Annotated in this window: 16 protein-coding genes; 12 read left to right on the top strand and 4 right to left on the bottom strand. The window is 66.5% G+C overall.

The genetic code is table 11. The features are described from left to right. Positions 1 to 48 precede the first annotated feature (48 nt). The 6 genes from ACE039_RS23415 (at position 49) to fba (ending at position 7,808) form a co-directional block, all read left to right on the top strand. Complete coding sequence (locus ACE039_RS23415; RefSeq protein ID WP_448713254.1) at positions 49 to 1,653, top strand: ABC transporter substrate-binding protein; 1,605 nt, start codon at positions 49 to 51, stop codon at positions 1,651 to 1,653. Continuing rightward, positions 1,650 to 2,627: an ABC transporter permease gene (locus tag ACE039_RS23420; RefSeq protein WP_313464745.1), complete on the top strand. Its 978-nt coding sequence runs from the start codon at positions 1,650 to 1,652 to the stop codon at positions 2,625 to 2,627. The genes ACE039_RS23415 and ACE039_RS23420 overlap by 4 nt, the downstream gene beginning before the upstream one ends. Beyond that, positions 2,624 to 3,463: an ABC transporter permease gene (locus tag ACE039_RS23425; protein ID WP_313464744.1), complete on the top strand. Its 840-nt coding sequence runs from the start codon at positions 2,624 to 2,626 to the stop codon at positions 3,461 to 3,463. Before ACE039_RS23420 ends, ACE039_RS23425 begins: the two co-directional genes overlap by 4 nt. Next, on the top strand, positions 3,463 to 5,094 hold the full coding sequence (locus tag ACE039_RS23430) for an ABC transporter ATP-binding protein (protein ID WP_448713253.1): 1,632 nt from the start codon (positions 3,463 to 3,465) through the stop codon (positions 5,092 to 5,094). Before ACE039_RS23425 ends, ACE039_RS23430 begins: the two co-directional genes overlap by 1 nt. Continuing rightward, positions 5,087 to 6,526 carry an amidase gene (locus ACE039_RS23435; protein ID WP_485823461.1) on the top strand — a complete coding sequence of 480 codons (1,440 nt, stop codon included), beginning with the start codon at positions 5,087 to 5,089 and terminating at the stop codon, positions 6,524 to 6,526. The genes ACE039_RS23430 and ACE039_RS23435 overlap by 8 nt, the downstream gene beginning before the upstream one ends. Before the next feature lie 217 nt (positions 6,527 to 6,743). Beyond that, complete coding sequence (fba, locus tag ACE039_RS23440) at positions 6,744 to 7,808, top strand: class II fructose-bisphosphate aldolase (RefSeq protein WP_105559099.1); 1,065 nt, start codon at positions 6,744 to 6,746, stop codon at positions 7,806 to 7,808. A 60-nt stretch (positions 7,809 to 7,868) separates the two neighbouring features. Here the strand turns inward: fba and ACE039_RS23445 are convergent, their stop codons facing one another. Next, positions 7,869 to 8,324, bottom strand: a complete 456-nt coding sequence (locus ACE039_RS23445; protein ID WP_448713251.1) for a GFA family protein — start codon at positions 8,322 to 8,324, stop codon at positions 7,869 to 7,871. Between the two features lie 250 nt (positions 8,325 to 8,574). Here ACE039_RS23445 and ACE039_RS23450 point away from each other — a divergent pair, with 250 nt between their 5' ends. The 6 genes from ACE039_RS23450 (at position 8,575) to ACE039_RS23475 (ending at position 13,236) form a co-directional block, all read left to right on the top strand. Further along, positions 8,575 to 9,456: a phosphoribosylaminoimidazolesuccinocarboxamide synthase gene (locus ACE039_RS23450; protein ID WP_006222795.1), complete on the top strand. Its 882-nt coding sequence runs from the start codon at positions 8,575 to 8,577 to the stop codon at positions 9,454 to 9,456. A 150-nt stretch (positions 9,457 to 9,606) separates the two neighbouring features. Then, on the top strand, positions 9,607 to 9,765 hold the full coding sequence (locus ACE039_RS23455) for a DUF5993 family protein (RefSeq protein ID WP_169272715.1): 159 nt from the start codon (positions 9,607 to 9,609) through the stop codon (positions 9,763 to 9,765). Positions 9,766 to 9,775: 10 nt separating this feature from the next. Then, complete coding sequence (locus ACE039_RS23460) at positions 9,776 to 10,348, top strand: disulfide bond formation protein B (RefSeq protein ID WP_485823462.1); 573 nt, start codon at positions 9,776 to 9,778, stop codon at positions 10,346 to 10,348. A 103-nt stretch (positions 10,349 to 10,451) separates the two neighbouring features. Next, positions 10,452 to 10,973, top strand: a complete 522-nt coding sequence (purE, locus tag ACE039_RS23465; protein WP_313463973.1) for a 5-(carboxyamino)imidazole ribonucleotide mutase — start codon at positions 10,452 to 10,454, stop codon at positions 10,971 to 10,973. Positions 10,974 to 10,978: 5 nt separating this feature from the next. Next, a complete protein-coding gene (locus ACE039_RS23470; RefSeq protein WP_485823463.1) occupies positions 10,979 to 12,169 on the top strand; it encodes a 5-(carboxyamino)imidazole ribonucleotide synthase in 1,191 nt (396 codons plus the stop codon). A 14-nt stretch (positions 12,170 to 12,183) separates the two neighbouring features. Continuing rightward, complete coding sequence (locus ACE039_RS23475) at positions 12,184 to 13,236, top strand: L-threonylcarbamoyladenylate synthase (RefSeq protein ID WP_485823464.1); 1,053 nt, start codon at positions 12,184 to 12,186, stop codon at positions 13,234 to 13,236. 87 nt (positions 13,237 to 13,323) lie between these two features. Here the strand turns inward: ACE039_RS23475 and ACE039_RS23480 are convergent, their stop codons facing one another. The 3 genes from ACE039_RS23480 to ACE039_RS23490 are packed head-to-tail and all read right to left on the bottom strand — an operon-like array spanning position 13,324 to position 15,483. Beyond that, positions 13,324 to 14,151 (bottom strand): IclR family transcriptional regulator domain-containing protein, encoded by an 828-nt coding sequence (locus tag ACE039_RS23480; RefSeq protein WP_105559094.1) that lies wholly within the window; start codon positions 14,149 to 14,151, stop codon positions 13,324 to 13,326. Further along, entirely contained in the window at positions 14,151 to 14,792 is a 642-nt protein-coding gene (locus ACE039_RS23485; protein ID WP_310030877.1) for a 3-oxoacid CoA-transferase subunit B, read from the bottom strand. Before ACE039_RS23485 ends, ACE039_RS23480 begins: the two co-directional genes overlap by 1 nt. A 10-nt stretch (positions 14,793 to 14,802) precedes the next feature. Continuing rightward, entirely contained in the window at positions 14,803 to 15,483 is a 681-nt protein-coding gene (locus ACE039_RS23490) for a 3-oxoacid CoA-transferase subunit A (protein WP_485823488.1), read from the bottom strand. Positions 15,484 to 15,506: the final 23 nt, after the last annotated feature.

Consider the following 15,506-nt stretch of genomic DNA (forward strand, 5'->3'; position numbering starts at 1 on the left):
CGCCGGGGCCCCTTTTGCCGCCTTTCAACTGCATACGGAATCCCTGCCATGAAATCCCTGATCGCCCGGCGCGCCCTGGCGCGCTGCACCCTGGCCGCCGCCAGCCTGCTGACCCTGTCCTGCTCCGTTTCCCAGGCTGCCGAAACACCCCAGTACGGTGGCGTGCTGACCGCCATCCTCAGCCCCGAGCCGCCCACGCTGAACGTGGCGGTCCAGCAGGTGGCCGGCACGCAGTTGGTGGCCGGCAAGATCTTCGAGAGCCTGCTGACCTACTCCTTCGACCTGAAGCCGCAGCCCGGGCTGGCCAAGTCCTGGGACGTGTCGGCCGACCGCCTGACCTACACCTTCCACCTGCAACCCAAGGTTCAGTGGCACGACGGCAAGCCGTTCTCGTCGGACGACGTGGTGTTCTCCTACACCAAGGTGCTGGCGAATACGCCGCGCACCCGCACGCTGATGGCCAACGTGCAGGAAGTGTCGGCGCCCGACGCGCAGACCGTCGTATTCAAGTTGAAGCAGCCATATTCCGCCTTCCTGTATGCGTTCGATATCGGCGGCGGCGTGATCCTGCCCAAGCATCTGTACGATGTCGACACGCCGATCGGGCAGAACCCCCACAACAACGCGCCCATCGGCACCGGCCCGTTCAAGTTCAAGCGTTGGGAACGCGGCTCGTACATCGAACTGGTCAAGAACGAGCATTACTGGAAGGAAGGCCGTCCCTACCTGGACGGCATCACCTACCGCGTGATTCCCGATTCCGCTTCGCGCCGGGTTGCGCTGGAGCAGGGCACGGTGCTGCAGGCCTGGTTGCAGGACATCGAGCCCGTCGACGTGGCGCGCGTCGCCAAGCTGCCGACGATCAACCAGACCCGCAAGGGATACGAATACTGGTCCACCATGCAGTGGATCGAACTGAATGGCGGCCGCCAGCCGTTTTCCGACAAGCGCTTCCGCCAGGCGCTGATGTACGGCATCAACCGCCAGTTCATCGTGGACAAGATCATGTTCGGTTCCGGCACCGTCGCCACCGGCCCCATTCATCACAACACGCGCTTCTACGACCCCAACGTCAAGCCGTACCCCTACGATCCCAAGCAGGCGATCGCGCTGCTGGACGAAATGGGCCTGAAGCCGGACGCCAAAGGCGTGCGCGCCACGGTCGGCCTGATCCCTTTGCCGTATGGCGAAATGCCGCGCCGCACCGCCGAATACATCAAGCAGAACCTGGCCAAGATCGGCGTGGCCGTCACCATCGAAAGCACGGACGTGGGCGGTTGGACCAGCCGCGTGGGCAACTGGGATTTCGACATGGGCGCCAACGGCGTGTTCCAGTACGGCGACCCCGCCATCGGCGTGTCGCGCACCTATCTGGGCAGCAACATCAAGAAGGGGCTGATGTTCAGCAACACCTCGCAGTACAACAACCCCAAGGTCGATGAATTGTTCAACGCCGCGGCCACGGCCGCCTCCGACGACGAGCGCCAGAAGCTGTACAGCGAAGCGCAGCGCATCCTGGTGGAGGACGTGCCGGTGCTGTGGTTGGCCGACACCAACTACACGACATTGCTGAACAAGCGCGTGCATGACGCGGTGACGACGGCGCTGGGCGTGGTGGATACGCAAAGCGACACCTGGCTGTCCAAAGAATGAAGAAGATCGCCAAATTCCTGGCGAACCGGGTGGTCAAGAGCGTCCTGGTTCTGCTGATGATCGCGCTCTTCAACTTCTTCCTGGTGCGTGCGGCGCCAGGAGACCCGGCGGAGATACTGGCCGGCCAGTCCGGCGCGGTTGACGCCGAATTCATCGCCAAGCTGCGCCAGGAGTTCGGGCTGGACAAGCCGATCGCGGTGCAGCTGGGGCAATACCTGAAGAACGTGGCGGTGTTCGACCTGGGCTATTCCTACCGGCAACAGGCGCCGGTCTCCAGCCTGATCCTGCAGCATCTGCCGGCGACGCTGTTGCTGACCCTGTCGGCGTTCGCGTTCGCGCTGCTGGCGGGCGTCAGCCTGGGCACGCAGGCCGCGCTGCGGGTCGGGAAATGGGGCGACACCGTCATCACTACGCTGTCCATGCTGGCCTACGCCACGCCGCTGTTCTGGGTGGGGCTGATGCTGGTGCTGCTGTTCTCGGTGAACCTGGAATGGCTGCCCGCGTTCGGCTATGAAAGCGTGGGCGCCAACCTGACGGGGCTGGCCCGCGTGGCCGACGTGGCCAAGCACCTGCTGCTGCCTGCGCTGACGCTGGGCATGTTCTACATGGCCGTCTACGCCCGGCTGACGCGGGCGTCCATCCTGGAAATCAGCCAGCTGGACTTCGTGAAGACCGCGCGTGCCAAAGGGTTGTCCGAACGCACGGTGATCGTGCGCCACGTGCTGCGCAATGCGCTGCTGCCGGTGATCACTTACGCCGGTATCCAGGCGGGCGGCCTGATCGGCGGGTCGTTGCTGGTCGAGACGGTATTCGCGTGGCCAGGAATCGGGCGGCTGGCGTTCGACGCGCTGATCCAGCGCGACTACAGCGTGCTGCTGGGCGTGTTCTTCATGGCCTCGCTGATCGTGGTCGTGGTCAACCTCGTCACCGACATTCTGTACACGGTGGCGGATCCCAGGATCGAACTCAAATGAAAGCGTTCATGCAATCGTTCTGCCGCAACAAGGGCGGCCTCATGGGCTTGATCGTGCTGGGGCTGGTGACGCTGATGGCCATCACGGCCAGCTGGATCTTTCCGGACAGCCCATGGGACATCATCAACGGCCCCTTCATGCCGCCCCTGTCCGACGGCGCCTTGCTGGGCACCGACACGCTGGGCCGCGACATCGCCACCGGCATCGCCTATGGTTCGCGCGTCACGCTGGTGCTGGCCGCCGTGTCCACCGCGGTGTCCATCCTGGTGGGCATCACGGTCGGCGCGCTGGCGGGCTTTTACGGCGGCCGGGTCGATCAGGCCATCGTGGGCTTCATCGAACTATTCCAGACCATCCCCAGTTTTTTCCTGGCGGTGGTGCTGGTCGCCATCCTGACGCCCAACATGGCCACCGTGATTTTCGCCATCGCGGTCGTGTCCTGGCCGCCATTGGCGCGCCTGGTGCGGGCCGAGTTCATGAGCCTGAAGAACCGCGAATTCGTTCAGGCCGCCATGCTGGCCGGGCAATCCAACCTGCGCATCATCCTGACGCAGATCCTGCCCAACAGCCTGTCGCCCGTGATCGTGTCGGGCTCGCTGATGATCGCCAGCTCGATCCTGCTGGAATCGGCGCTTAGCTTCCTGGGCCTGGGCGACCCCAACGCCATGACGTGGGGCTACATCATCGGCGCGTCCCGCAGCGTGTTGCGCGACGCCTGGTGGATGAGCGTGTTCCCCGGCGTGGCCATCCTGCTGACGGTGCTGTCGCTGAACCTGATCGGCGAGGCGCTCAACGACGCCCTGAATCCCAAATTGGCCCGCAGGAGGACGACCTGATGAGCGCGCTGCTGGAAATCAAAGACCTTGGCGTGACGGCGGCCCATGGCGGGCCGACCGTGGTGCAAGGCGTGTCCTACACCGTCAACCGCAACGAGATCCTGTGCGTGGTGGGCGAATCGGGGTCTGGAAAATCGGTCACGGCGCATGCCATCATGGGCTTGCTGCCGGCCGGCCAACTGAGCGTGACGCAGGGGCAGATCCTGTACGGCGGGCGCGACCTGGTGGGGCTGTCCGCCACCGACTGGTACGGCTTGCGCGGCAAGTCCTTTGGCATGGTGTTCCAGGAACCGATGACGGCCCTGAACCCCATCATGCGCGTGGGCAGGCAGGTGGACGAAGTGCTGGAACGCCACACCAGCCTGAATGCCGCGGCGCGCAAGCAACGCGTGCTGGCGCTCTTTGCCCAGGTGCTGTTGCCCGATCCGCAAGCCATGTATGACGCTTACCCGTTCCAGCTGTCCGGCGGGCAGCGGCAGCGCGTCGTGATCGCGATGGCGCTGGCGCTGGAGCCCGACGTGCTGATCGCCGACGAACCCACGACGGCGCTCGACGTCACGACCCAGGCGCAGATACTGGACCTCATCAAGGACATCCAGCGGCGCATGGGCATCGGCGTCATTTTCATTACCCATGATTTCGGCGTGGTGGCCGATATTGCCGACCGCATTATCGTGATGCGCAAGGGCTCGGTGGTCGAGGCGGGCGCCGCCGAAGACATCCTGAACCGGCCGCAACATCCCTACACGCGCCAGTTGATCGCCGCGGTGCCGCACAAGCCCGAGGGCAAGGAAGCAGGCGGCGCGGCGCCGGCGCTGATGGTCGTGGACAAGCTATGCAAGACGTTTGCCACGGGCGGGCGCCGGGTCGACGCGCTGCGCGACATCTCGCTGGAGATACGGCAGGGCGAGACGCTGGGACTGGTCGGCGAATCCGGGTCCGGCAAGTCCACGCTGGGCCGCACGCTGATCGGCCTGATCTCGCCCGATAGCGGCAGCGTGCGCATGGAAGGGCGCGAGCTGGTGGGCATGAGCCAGCGTGATTTCCGGCCCTTCCGCCGTCAGATCCAGATGGTGTTCCAGGACCCATACGCGTCGCTGAACCCGCGTCACCGCGTGGTCGAGGCCGTGGCGCAAGGGCCGATCGCCTTCGGAGAAAACCGCCAGACGGCGCTGCGTGAAGCGCGCGAATTGCTGGAACTCGTAGGCTTGGGCGGCGATGCCGGCGACCGCTATCCGCATCAGTTCTCGGGCGGGCAGCGCCAGCGCGTCGGCATTGCGCGCGCCCTGGCGTTGAAGCCCCGGCTGCTGGTGGCCGACGAAGCGGTGTCGGCGCTGGACGTGTCGATCCAGGCCCAGGTGCTGGATCTGCTCAAGACCGTCAGCGGGCAGTTCGACCTGTCCGTGCTGTTCATCACCCATGACCTGCGCGTCGCGGCCCAGATCTGCGACCGCATCGCCGTGATGCGGCAAGGGCAATTGGTGGAACTGGACCGCGCGGCCACGATTTTCTATCACCCCCAACATGAATACACGCGCCGCCTGATCGATTCGGTGCCGGGCAAGGCCTGGAACAAGCCCGGTCCGGAGGCGCTGTCGGACCCCTCAACCTGGAGTAAGCAGTATGCGTGACACCGAGTATCAGGCGCTGGACGGGCTGGCGCTGGCCGACCTGCTGGCGCGGCGCGAAGTCAGCCCCGAAATCCTGATGGCCTGCGCCATCAAGCTGGCGCGGGAGCGCGCGCCGGCCATGAATGCGCTGTGCTACGAGCGCTACGACGAATCGCTGGACGTGGCGCGCGATTGGCAACCCCGGGGCGTGTTCGGCGCGGTCCCCTTTCTATTGAAGGATTCCGGGCTGGCGCATACGCGCTTTCCGTCCAGCCTGGGCTCGCGGCTGTTGAACGACACGCGCTACCCGCGCAACGCCACCCTGGCCGACCGCTTCGAAGCCGCCGGCCTGGTTCCGTTCGCGCGCACCACCGTGCCTGAATTCTGCATGGCGCCCACCACCGAGGCCGCGCGCAACGGCGGTCCCACCCGCAACCCCTGGGATCCCACGCGTTCATCGGGCGGATCCAGCGGGGGCGCCGCCGCGGCCGTGGCGGCGGGCATCGTGCCGCTGGCGCATGGCAGCGACGGCGGCGGTTCCATCCGGATTCCGGCGGCGTCCTGCGGGGTGTTCGGCCTGAAGGTCTCGCGTGGCCGCGTGCCCATGGGGCCGTTCCGCGGAGAAGGCTGGGGCGGGCTGGCGACCGACGGCGTGCTGTCGCGATCCGTGCGCGACACGGCCGCCGCGCTGGACGCCATCGGCGCGCCGGAGCCCGGCGCGCCTTATGCGGCGCCGGCCGCCCCCGCGTCCTATCTGAAACTGCTGGCCAAGCCGCCGCGCAAGATGCGCATCATCGTGTGGCGCAGCGCGTTCAACGGCGTGCCCGTGGCGCCGGAGTGCGTCGCCGCCGTGGAGCGCGCCGCCGCGTTGTGCCGCGAACTGGGCCACGAGGTCGTGGACGGCACGCCGCCGGACATCGAGTACGACGCGTTCGTCCTGGCCCACGCCAATGTGCTGGCCGGCAATATCGTGCTGTCGGTAGACACGCGGCTGGGCCTGACCGGCCAGGCCTTGGGCGACGACGACCTGGAGCCGGTACTGCGCCAAGGCTACGACTATGGCAAGACGCTGCCGGCGGCGCAGTACATCGGCAGCGTGAACCGTTTCCATGCCATTGGCCGGATCCTGGACAGTTACCTGGAAGGCAGCGATGCCATCCTGTCGCCGTCCCTGACCCAATTGCCGCTGAAGCTGGGCGAACTGTCCACGGCGCGGGGGTCGTTCCTGGATTTCCGCCGGAAGGTCTCGGCCTACGGCACGTTCTCGGCGGCGTTCAATGCCTCGGGCCAGCCCGCGGCCAGCCTGCCGCTGGTCTGGACCGAGGCCGGCCTGCCGGTCGGCGTGCAGGTGGCGGGCCGCTACGGTCGCGAAGACGTGGTGCTGGCCCTGTCCGCCCAATTGGAAATGGCCCAGCCCTGGGCTGGCCGGATCGCCGTTCCCCAACGCGTCTGACGCCCTGCCCGGCGCGGCGGCAGAGCGGGGCGGCCGGGTCGCCCCGCGTGCCCCCTCCTTCTTCCGGGGGATCCCGCCACGCCGCGCGCCGGTCTGCCATCCCCTGAATGGACCGGATACGGCCGGTTGCAAGACCTTTCCGCGATTCCCCCGTAAAATCACTCTATTCAGCAGGACTTCAACCATCTTTCAATAGACAGTCTTAGGAGGACCACTCATGGCCCTAGTCTCCATGCGCCAGTTGCTCGACCATGCCGCCGAGCACGGCTACGGCATTCCGGCGTTCAACGTCAATAACCTGGAACAGGTCCAGGCCATCATGGAAGCCGCTGCGGAGACCGACAGCCCGGTGATCATGCAAGCCTCGGCCGGCGCGCGCAAATATGCGGGCGAAGGTTTCCTGAAGCATCTGATCCAGGCCGCGGTGGAATCCTATCCGCACATCCCCGTCGTGATGCACCAGGACCACGGCCAGTCGCCGAAGGTCTGCCAAGGCGCTATCGACCTGGGCTTCTCCAGCGTGATGATGGACGGCTCGCTGAAAGAAGACGGCAAGACCATCGCTGACTACGACTACAACGTCGACGTCACCAAGAAGGTCGTGGACATCGCCCACAAGCTGGGCGTGACGGTTGAAGGCGAGCTCGGCTGCCTGGGTTCGCTGGAAACCATGGAAGGCGACAAGGAAGACGGCCACGGCGCCGACGGCAAGCTGACCATGGATCAGTTGCTGACCGACCCGGAACAAGCCGCCGACTTCGTGCGCCGCACGCAACTGGACGCGCTGGCCATCGCCATCGGCACCAGCCACGGCGCCTACAAGTTCACGCGCAAGCCCACCGGCGACATCCTGTCGATCGCCCGCATCAAGGAAATCCACGCCCGCCTGCCGAACACCCACCTGGTGATGCACGGCAGCTCCAGCGTGCCGCAGGAACTGCTGGCCGAGATCCGTGAATTCGGCGGCAACATGAAGGAAACCTACGGCGTGCCGGTCGAGGAAATCCAGGAAGCCATCAAGTACGGCGTGCGCAAGATCAATATCGACACCGATATCCGTCTGGCCATGACCGGCGCGATCCGCCGCTTCTTCGCCGAGAATCCGGAAAAGTTCGACCCGCGCGAATACCTGAAGCCCGCCCGCGCCGCCGCCAAGGCAATCTGTGTGGCTCGCTACACGGAATTCGGCACGGCCGGCAACGCCAGCAAGATCCGCGCGCTGCCCTTGAGCGATATCGCCGCGCAATACGCGTCGGGCAAGCTCTCGCAAGTGGTGCAGTAAATCTTCCGCGCCCCCCCCCCCCTTTCTTTTTCGCGTCTATTCCCGAGCGACGGTGAATGCCTAGGCGGCGGGGCCGTTTTGGGGAAAGTGCGGGATGCTGCGGTCTACGTGATGCCAGGACGGCGCCGAGCTGGTCCACAGGCTGGCCTTGGCGTGGAAGGCCTCCGGATCGTCCAGCGATCCCGCCCGCACCACTTCATAGCCCATCCCCTCGGAGCCGCCGAACAGCGGCGTGCCACAGGCGGCGCAGAAGCTGCGCATGACGGTGTGGCCCGAATCGCCCTTGTAGCGGTGTTCCTTGGCCTGGCCGCGCAGCATCGTGACGGAACCGGCTGGGAAGATCAGCGCATGGGCCGGGGCGCCGCCGCTGGAATACTGGCAGTCCCGGCAATGACAGGTGGCGGCGCTGATGGGCTCGTCGGTGACGGCGTAACGGACGGCGCCGCATTGGCAACCGCCAGTCAGGTGCACCTGCGCGTCGGCGGCGGGCGGGCGTTTGAGGGAAGCATCCTGCATACGACTTTGTCTCCGAACGTAAGGGCTGCGCCGTGACGCCCAGGGGCGGCCGGTGCGAATAGTGTGTTGGGAATCAGAGCCTAACCCGGCCCCCGCCGCCCGGCAAGGCGGACATATTTGCAGTAATCTATGCGCTTTCCCGGGCTCGCGCGTCATGCGGCGTCCCCGCGCAGTTTTCCGATTTCGTTCTACTTCCCGCCCTGGCGCTTGCCCGAGGCGGGAATCTTCATTTTTGCCATAGGCCATTCCCGTGACTTCTGCTTTGCATCAATCCAGCATCAAGTCCTTGCCGCTGCTGGGCCGCGGTAAGGTGCGCGATATGTACGCGGTGGGCGACGACAAGTTGCTGATCGTCGCGTCGGATCGTATCTCCGCCTTCGACGTGATTCTTGACGATCCCATTCCCGGCAAGGGACAGGTGCTGACCGAGCTGACCGAATTCTGGTTGCAGAAGCTGGCCCATATCTTGCCGAACCACTCCACGGGCGTGAAGCCCGAAGACGTGGTGGCCCCGGACGAAGTCGATCAGGTGCGCGGCCGCGCCGTCGTGGTCAAGCGCCTGAAGCCGATTCTCGTGGAAGCGGTCGCCCGCGGCTACCTGATCGGATCCGGCTGGAAAGACTACCAGTCCACCGGCGCCATTTGCGGCATCAAGCTGCCCGCCGGCCTGCAGCAGGCCAGCCAATTGCCCGAACCCATCTTCACGCCCGCCGCCAAGGCCGAATTCGGCATGCACGACGAAAACGTGGACTTTGCGCACGTGGTCAAGGAAGTGGGCCAGGAGTTGGCGGAGCGCATCCGCGACGTCACGCTCAAGCTGTATGCCGAAGCCGCCAAGTTCGCCGCGACCAAGGGCATCATCATCGCCGACACCAAATTCGAATTTGGCTTGGACGACAACGGCACGCTGCACTTGATGGACGAAGTGCTGACGCCGGATTCGTCGCGCTTCTGGCCGGCCGACGGCTACCGTGTCGGTATCAGCCCGCCGTCGTTCGACAAGCAATTCGTGCGCGATTGGCTGGAAACCCAGACCTGGGACAAGACCCCGCCCGCCCCGCGCCTGCCGCAGGACGTGCTGGAAAAGACGGCCGCCAAGTACCGCGAAGCGCTGGACCGGTTGATCGCCTGATCGATCGCCTGATCTTCCCCCGCCGAAGAACCCGCTCACCGAGCGGGTTTTTTTATGCCCGGTTCAAGGTATCGATAACAATTATTTCGTATTGTTACGTTATACTCGTCGACTGCCTTAGCAGGACGGCCGTCGACAGGAGTCTTCCGCATGATCATGATGTTGCCCTTTCTGACCGGATCGGTCGCCGTGTGGTTCGGGGTGCTGGGAAAGCGCCGGCCGTGCGTGACGTTCTGGCTGCTCACGCTGGCGATCTTCGCTGCCTGGTGCCACTACCACATGACCAGTCCGCTGGCGCTGTCTTGGTAAGGGCGGGGCGATGATCTTCTCCCGCAACCCGGCGCGCGGCTCACGCGTGCTGAATGGCCTGGCGCTGCTGGGCATCACCGGCGTGCTGGGCATGGCGTTCGCCTGGCAGTTCATTTATGACGAGCTGCCGTGCCCCCTGTGCCTGCTGCAGCGCGTGGCGTTCATCCTGGCCGGCGTGGGGTTCCTGCTGAACATGCGGGTGGGGCCGTCTCCCATGCACTACGGCATGAGCATCGCGGCGTCGCTGGGCGGCATGGCGGCCTCCGGCCGGCAGGTGCTGCTGCACATCGGCCCGGACGATCCCGGCTACGGCACGCCGTTCATGGGGCTGCACTTCTACACCTGGGCGTTCATCGCTTTTGTCGCCATCATCATCTTCTGCGTCGTGATGCAGTCCGCCGACCGCAAATGGGGCGACAGCATGCTGAAGAAACCGGTTTCGGCATTGGGCGTCGTCGTCATGGCCCTGTTTTTCATCATGACGCTGGCCAACGTCGGCAGCACCACCCTGGAATGCGGTTTCGGGCCTTGCCCGGACAATCCCGACAGCTATCTGTGGCTGCCGTCCAGGGCCGCGCCATAGGCTGTCGCGCGCGCCGGGTAAAATACCGGGTTTCGCGGACCGAATCCGCGGCCCTTTGACATTCCGCGGCAGGTTCCGCGGTCTTACCTCTTTGACACCGGTTATGACAGCCAAGACTTCCGCAGCGGCAGAGGCCACCCCCGTGGTGGGCGTGATTATGGGTTCTTCCAGTGATTGGGAGGTCATGAAGCACGCGGTCACCATGTTGGAGGACTTCGGCGTGGCCTGCGAGGCGCGCGTGATTTCCGCGCACCGCATGCCGCAGGACATGGCCGAATACGGCGCGGCCGCGCATGGCCGCGGCTTGCGCGGCATCATCGCCGGCGCGGGCGGCGCGGCCCACTTGCCGGGCATGATGGCGGCGTTGACCGAAGTGCCGGTGTTCGGCGTGCCGGTGCCGTCCAAGTACCTGCGTGGCGAAGACTCGCTGCTGTCCATCGTGCAGATGCCCAAGGGCGTGCCGGTGGCCACCTTCGCCATCGGCGAGGCGGGCGCGGCCAATGCGGCGCTGCATGTGATCGCCACGCTGGCGGGCACCGATGCCGGCCTGCACAAGAAGCTGGTGGCGTTCCGCGCGCGGCAGACGCAAGCCGCCCGCGACATGAAGGTTCCGCCCGAGGCCTGATCCGTATGACTCAATCGACTCCTTTCCTGATTGCCCCCGGCGGCTGGCTGGGCCTCTTGGGCGGCGGCCAACTGGGCCGCATGTTCTGCCACGCGGCGCAAAGCCTGGGTTACAAGGTCGCGGTGCTGGATCCGGCCGACGAATGTCCCGCCGGCATGGTGGCCGACCTGCATATCCAGGCCGCCTACGATGACGAAGCCGGCCTGGCCCGGCTGGCCCAGACCTGTCAGGCCGTCACCACCGAATTCGAGAACGTCCCCGCCGAAAGCCTGCGCACGTTGGCCACGCGCTGCCGCGTGAGCCCGGCGGCCGACGCCGTGGCCATCGTGCAGGACCGCATCACCGAAAAGACGTTCATCGCGTCGCAGGGCATTCCTGTTGCCCCGCACGCCGCGATTCGTGCGGAAGCCGACCTGCGCGCGGCGCCGGATGCCTTGTTCCCCGGCATCCTGAAGGTCGCCCGCCTGGGCTACGACGGCAAGGGCCAGGCCCGCATCAACACGCGCGAAGAAGCGCTGGCCGCCTTCGCCGAATTCGGCGGCGTGGCTTGCGTGCTGGAAGCGCTGATGCCGCTGGACTACGAGATTTCCGTCGTGATCGCACGCGGTTTCGACGGCGCCGCCGTGGTGTTCCCGGTGGCGCGCAACGTGCACCGCGACGGCATCCTGGCGGTGTCCACCGCGGCGCCGGTGCAGCTGGACGCGGCCCACGCCGAACGGCAGGCCCGCGCCACCGAGGCGGCGCAGTCGATCGCCCAAGGCCTGGGTTACCACGGCGTGCTGTGCGTGGAGTTCTTCGTCTTGAAGGACGGCAGCCTGATCGTCAACGAGATCGCGCCGCGCCCGCACAACAGCGGTCATTACACGATGAACGCCTGCATCACGAGCCAATTCGAACAGCAGGCGCGCGCCATGGCCGGCTTGCCGCTGGGCAGCGCCGCGCTGCTGGCGCCCGCCGTCATGTTGAATATCCTGGGCGACATCTGGTATGCGTCTTCGACCGCGACGACGCAGTGCGAACCCGATTGGGCCGCCGCGTTGTCGGTGCCCACCGCCAAGCTGCACCTGTACGGCAAGCGGGAAGCCCGCCGTGGCCGCAAGATGGGCCACATCACCATCGTGGCGCCCACCCTGGACCAGGCTCGCGCCGACGCCGCCCGCGTGGCTGCCGCGCTGGGCATGGACGCCCCCGAGTAAGCCGCGACGATCCAATGCCTTCCTTGCCCCCGCATGATTCCGCCAGCGCCGCGGAGATCGCCCACGCCGCGCAACGCCTGCTGGATGGCGAGCTGGCCGCTTTCCCCACCGAGACCGTGTACGGCCTGGGCGCGGATGCGGAAAGCCCGCAAGCGGTAGCGAAGATCTATGCAGCCAAGGGGCGGCCGTCGAACCATCCCGTCATCGTGCACATCGCGCCGCAAGGCGACGTGTCGTACTGGGCGGCGCAGGTGCCGCCCGAGGCGCGCCTGCTGATCGACGCGTTCTGGCCCGGGCCGCTGACCTTGATCCTGAAGCGCGCGCCCCACATCGTCGATACGGTCAGCGGCGGACAAGACAGCATTGGCATCCGCTGCCCCTCGCATCCGGTGGCGCAGGCGCTGTTGGCGGCGTTCGCCGCGGGCAAGCCGAACGGGCAGGGCGGCGTGGCTGCGCCGTCGGCCAACAAGTTCGGTCAGGTATCGCCCACGCACGCCGAACACGTGCGCCATGAATTCCCCGAGGAAGTCGCGGCCGGCATGCCCGTGCTGGAAGGCGGCGCATCGGAAGTCGGCATCGAATCCACCATCCTGGACCTGTCGCGCCTGGACCGCGGCGCCGGCCCCGTGCTGCTGCGGCCCGGCCATATCAGCGCCGCGCAGATCGAAGCGGTGCTGGGCGTGCAGGTGTTCGCACCGGATGCCGCCGCGCCGCGCGCCTCGGGCACGTTGAAAGCGCACTACGCGCCGCGAACGCCCCTGGAGCTGGCGTCGGACGCGCGCTTGCAGGATGTGGCGCTGGGCCGCAACTTGCCGCAAGGCAAGGTCGTGGTGGTGGCGTATGGCGAGGCGCCCAAGGCGCTGGACGCGCGCTTGCAGTGGCATCCCGTGCCCGCCGATCCGGCGCGTTATGCGCAGGCGCTGTATGGCCTGCTGCGCGATCTGGACAAGCAGGGTTACGCGCGCATCATCGTGCAGGCGCCACCCGCCACGGAGGCATGGCACGCGGTCAACGACCGCATCGGCCGAGCCGCCGCGGCGTTCACGCTGGATACGACGGACCTGTAGCCGCCGCAAGGGGCCGGGGATTGACGCCCCGTCCCGGATGCGGATCATGTCGGGCCGGGCTGCACGAAAATCCATCGCGCATCCGATTCACGCGACCAGGAATTCCCCGATTCTTTCCACAGCCTGCCGCAAGGGCGGCAGGAACTCGTCCGTCAGCCGGTTCAGGGGCACCCGCGCCGCCTTGACGCTGACGTTCACGGCGCCGCATGCCTTGCCGCTGGCCGACCGCACGGGCACCGAGATCGCACGCACGTTCAATTCCAGTTCCTGGTCCACCACCGCGTAGCCTTGCTCGCGGATGCGCACCAGCTCGGCGCGCAGCTTCGCTTCGGTGATCAGCGTGAATTCCGTATAGGGTTGCAAGTCGACCGTGGCGAAATAGCGCGCCAGCGCGGGCTCGGGCAGTTGCGCCAGCAGTACGCGGCCAATCGACGTGCAATACGCGGGCAAGCGGCTGCCCAGCCCCATCGACGTCGCAAGCAGGCGATTCACTTCGGAACGCGCCAGGTACAGCATCTCGTGGCCTTCCATGATGGCCAGTGCACAGGTTTCGTTGACGGTGGCGCTTAGTTCTTCCAGCACCGGTTGCGCCAGCGAGACAAACGGCGTGGACGAAAAGTAGGCGTAGCCCAGGCCCAGGATGCGGGGCGTCAGCACATACAGCCGGCCATGCTGTTCGGCGATGCCCAGCAAGATCAGCGTGTGCAGGCAGCGCTGCACGACGGCGCGCGGCAGCGCGGCGCGGCGGCTGAGTTCTGCCGCGGTCTGCGGATGGCGGCGCGTGCCGAATGCGCGGATCACGTGCAGCCCGCGCGCAAGCGTCAGCATGTAGTCCGGATCGCCGCGCAGCTGGTCGGGATGGTCTTCCGCCGCAAGCGGGGCGGCGTAGCCGGGCGGAGGAAGATTGGGCGTCATCAGCCTGTGCGCAGCGGCGCGCCCGTGCGCGCTTGCAGTTCATTCAGAGTCATGCCGTCGATCATATCCCGAACCACCAGGCCGTCCGGGGTGACGTCAATGACGGCCAGGTCCGTGTAAATGCGGTCGACCACGCCGGCGCCCGTCAGCGGATACGTGCAGCGTTCGACGATCTTGGGATCGCCGTTCTTGCTGTTGTGCTCCATCATGATGAACACGCTGCGCGCGCCAACCGCCAGGTCCATCGCGCCGCCGACGGCCGGCGCTTCGCCGGGCTTGGCCAGCGACCAGTTGGCCAGATCGCCGTTGGCGGCGACCTGCATGCCGCCCATGACGCAGATGTCCAGATGGCCGCCGCGCATCATCGCGAACGAATCCGCGTGGTGGAAATACGAGCCGCCGGTGAGCAGCGTCACGGGCTGCTTGCCGGCGTTGATCAAGTCCAGGTTGACGGCGTCTTCCGCAGGCGGCGGGCCCATGCCCAGGATGCCGTTTTCGCTGTGCAGCACGATCTCGCGGCCGGGCGGAAGATGGGCGGCCACCAGCACCGGCATGCCGATGCCCAGGTTGACGTAGCTGCCGTCGGGGATGTCCAGGGCCAGGCGGCGCGCCATGGCCTCGCGGGTCAGGGGACGATGCATGTGGGTTCCTTCAGCTGGAAAAGGCGGCGTTGGCCACTTCGGTGACGCGCGCGACGAAGATGCCCGGCGTCACGATGGCTTCGGGTGGCAGGTCGCCCAGTTCGGCCTTGGCGCGCACCTGCACGATCGTGGTCTTGGCCGCCATGCACATGATGGGCCCGAAATTGCGCGCGCTCTTGTGATAAGTCAGGTTGCCCCAGCGGTCGCCCTGGTCGGCCTTGACCAGCGCGAAGTCGCCATGCAGCGGCGTCTCGAACACGTGGCCGCGGCCGTCGATGATGCGGGTCTCTTTGCCCTGGGCCAGTTCGGTGCCGTAGGCGGTGGGGGTGAAAAAGCCGCCCAGGCCGGCACCTGCCGCGCGCAGCCGTTCCGCGATGGTGCCTTGCGGCACGCATTCCAGTTCGATGCCGCCGCGGCGGTACAGGTCGTCGAAGACCCAGGAGTGCGACGCCTTGGGAAACGAGCAGATCACTTTGCGCACGCGGCCGGCCTTGATCAGGGCGGCCAGGCCGGTTTCGTTGTTGCCGGCGTTATTGCTGACGACCGTGAGCTCGCGCGCGCCCTGGTCGATCAGGGCATGGATCAGTTCGGTGGGCATGCCCGCGCCGCCAAAGCCGCTGATCAGCACCGTGGCGCCGTCGTGGATGTCCGAGACCGCGGCCTCGGGGGTGTCGATGAACTTGTTGATCATGGGGACTCCGATCGGGCCGGGCG

The organism is Achromobacter maghribensis (assembly GCF_057334215.1).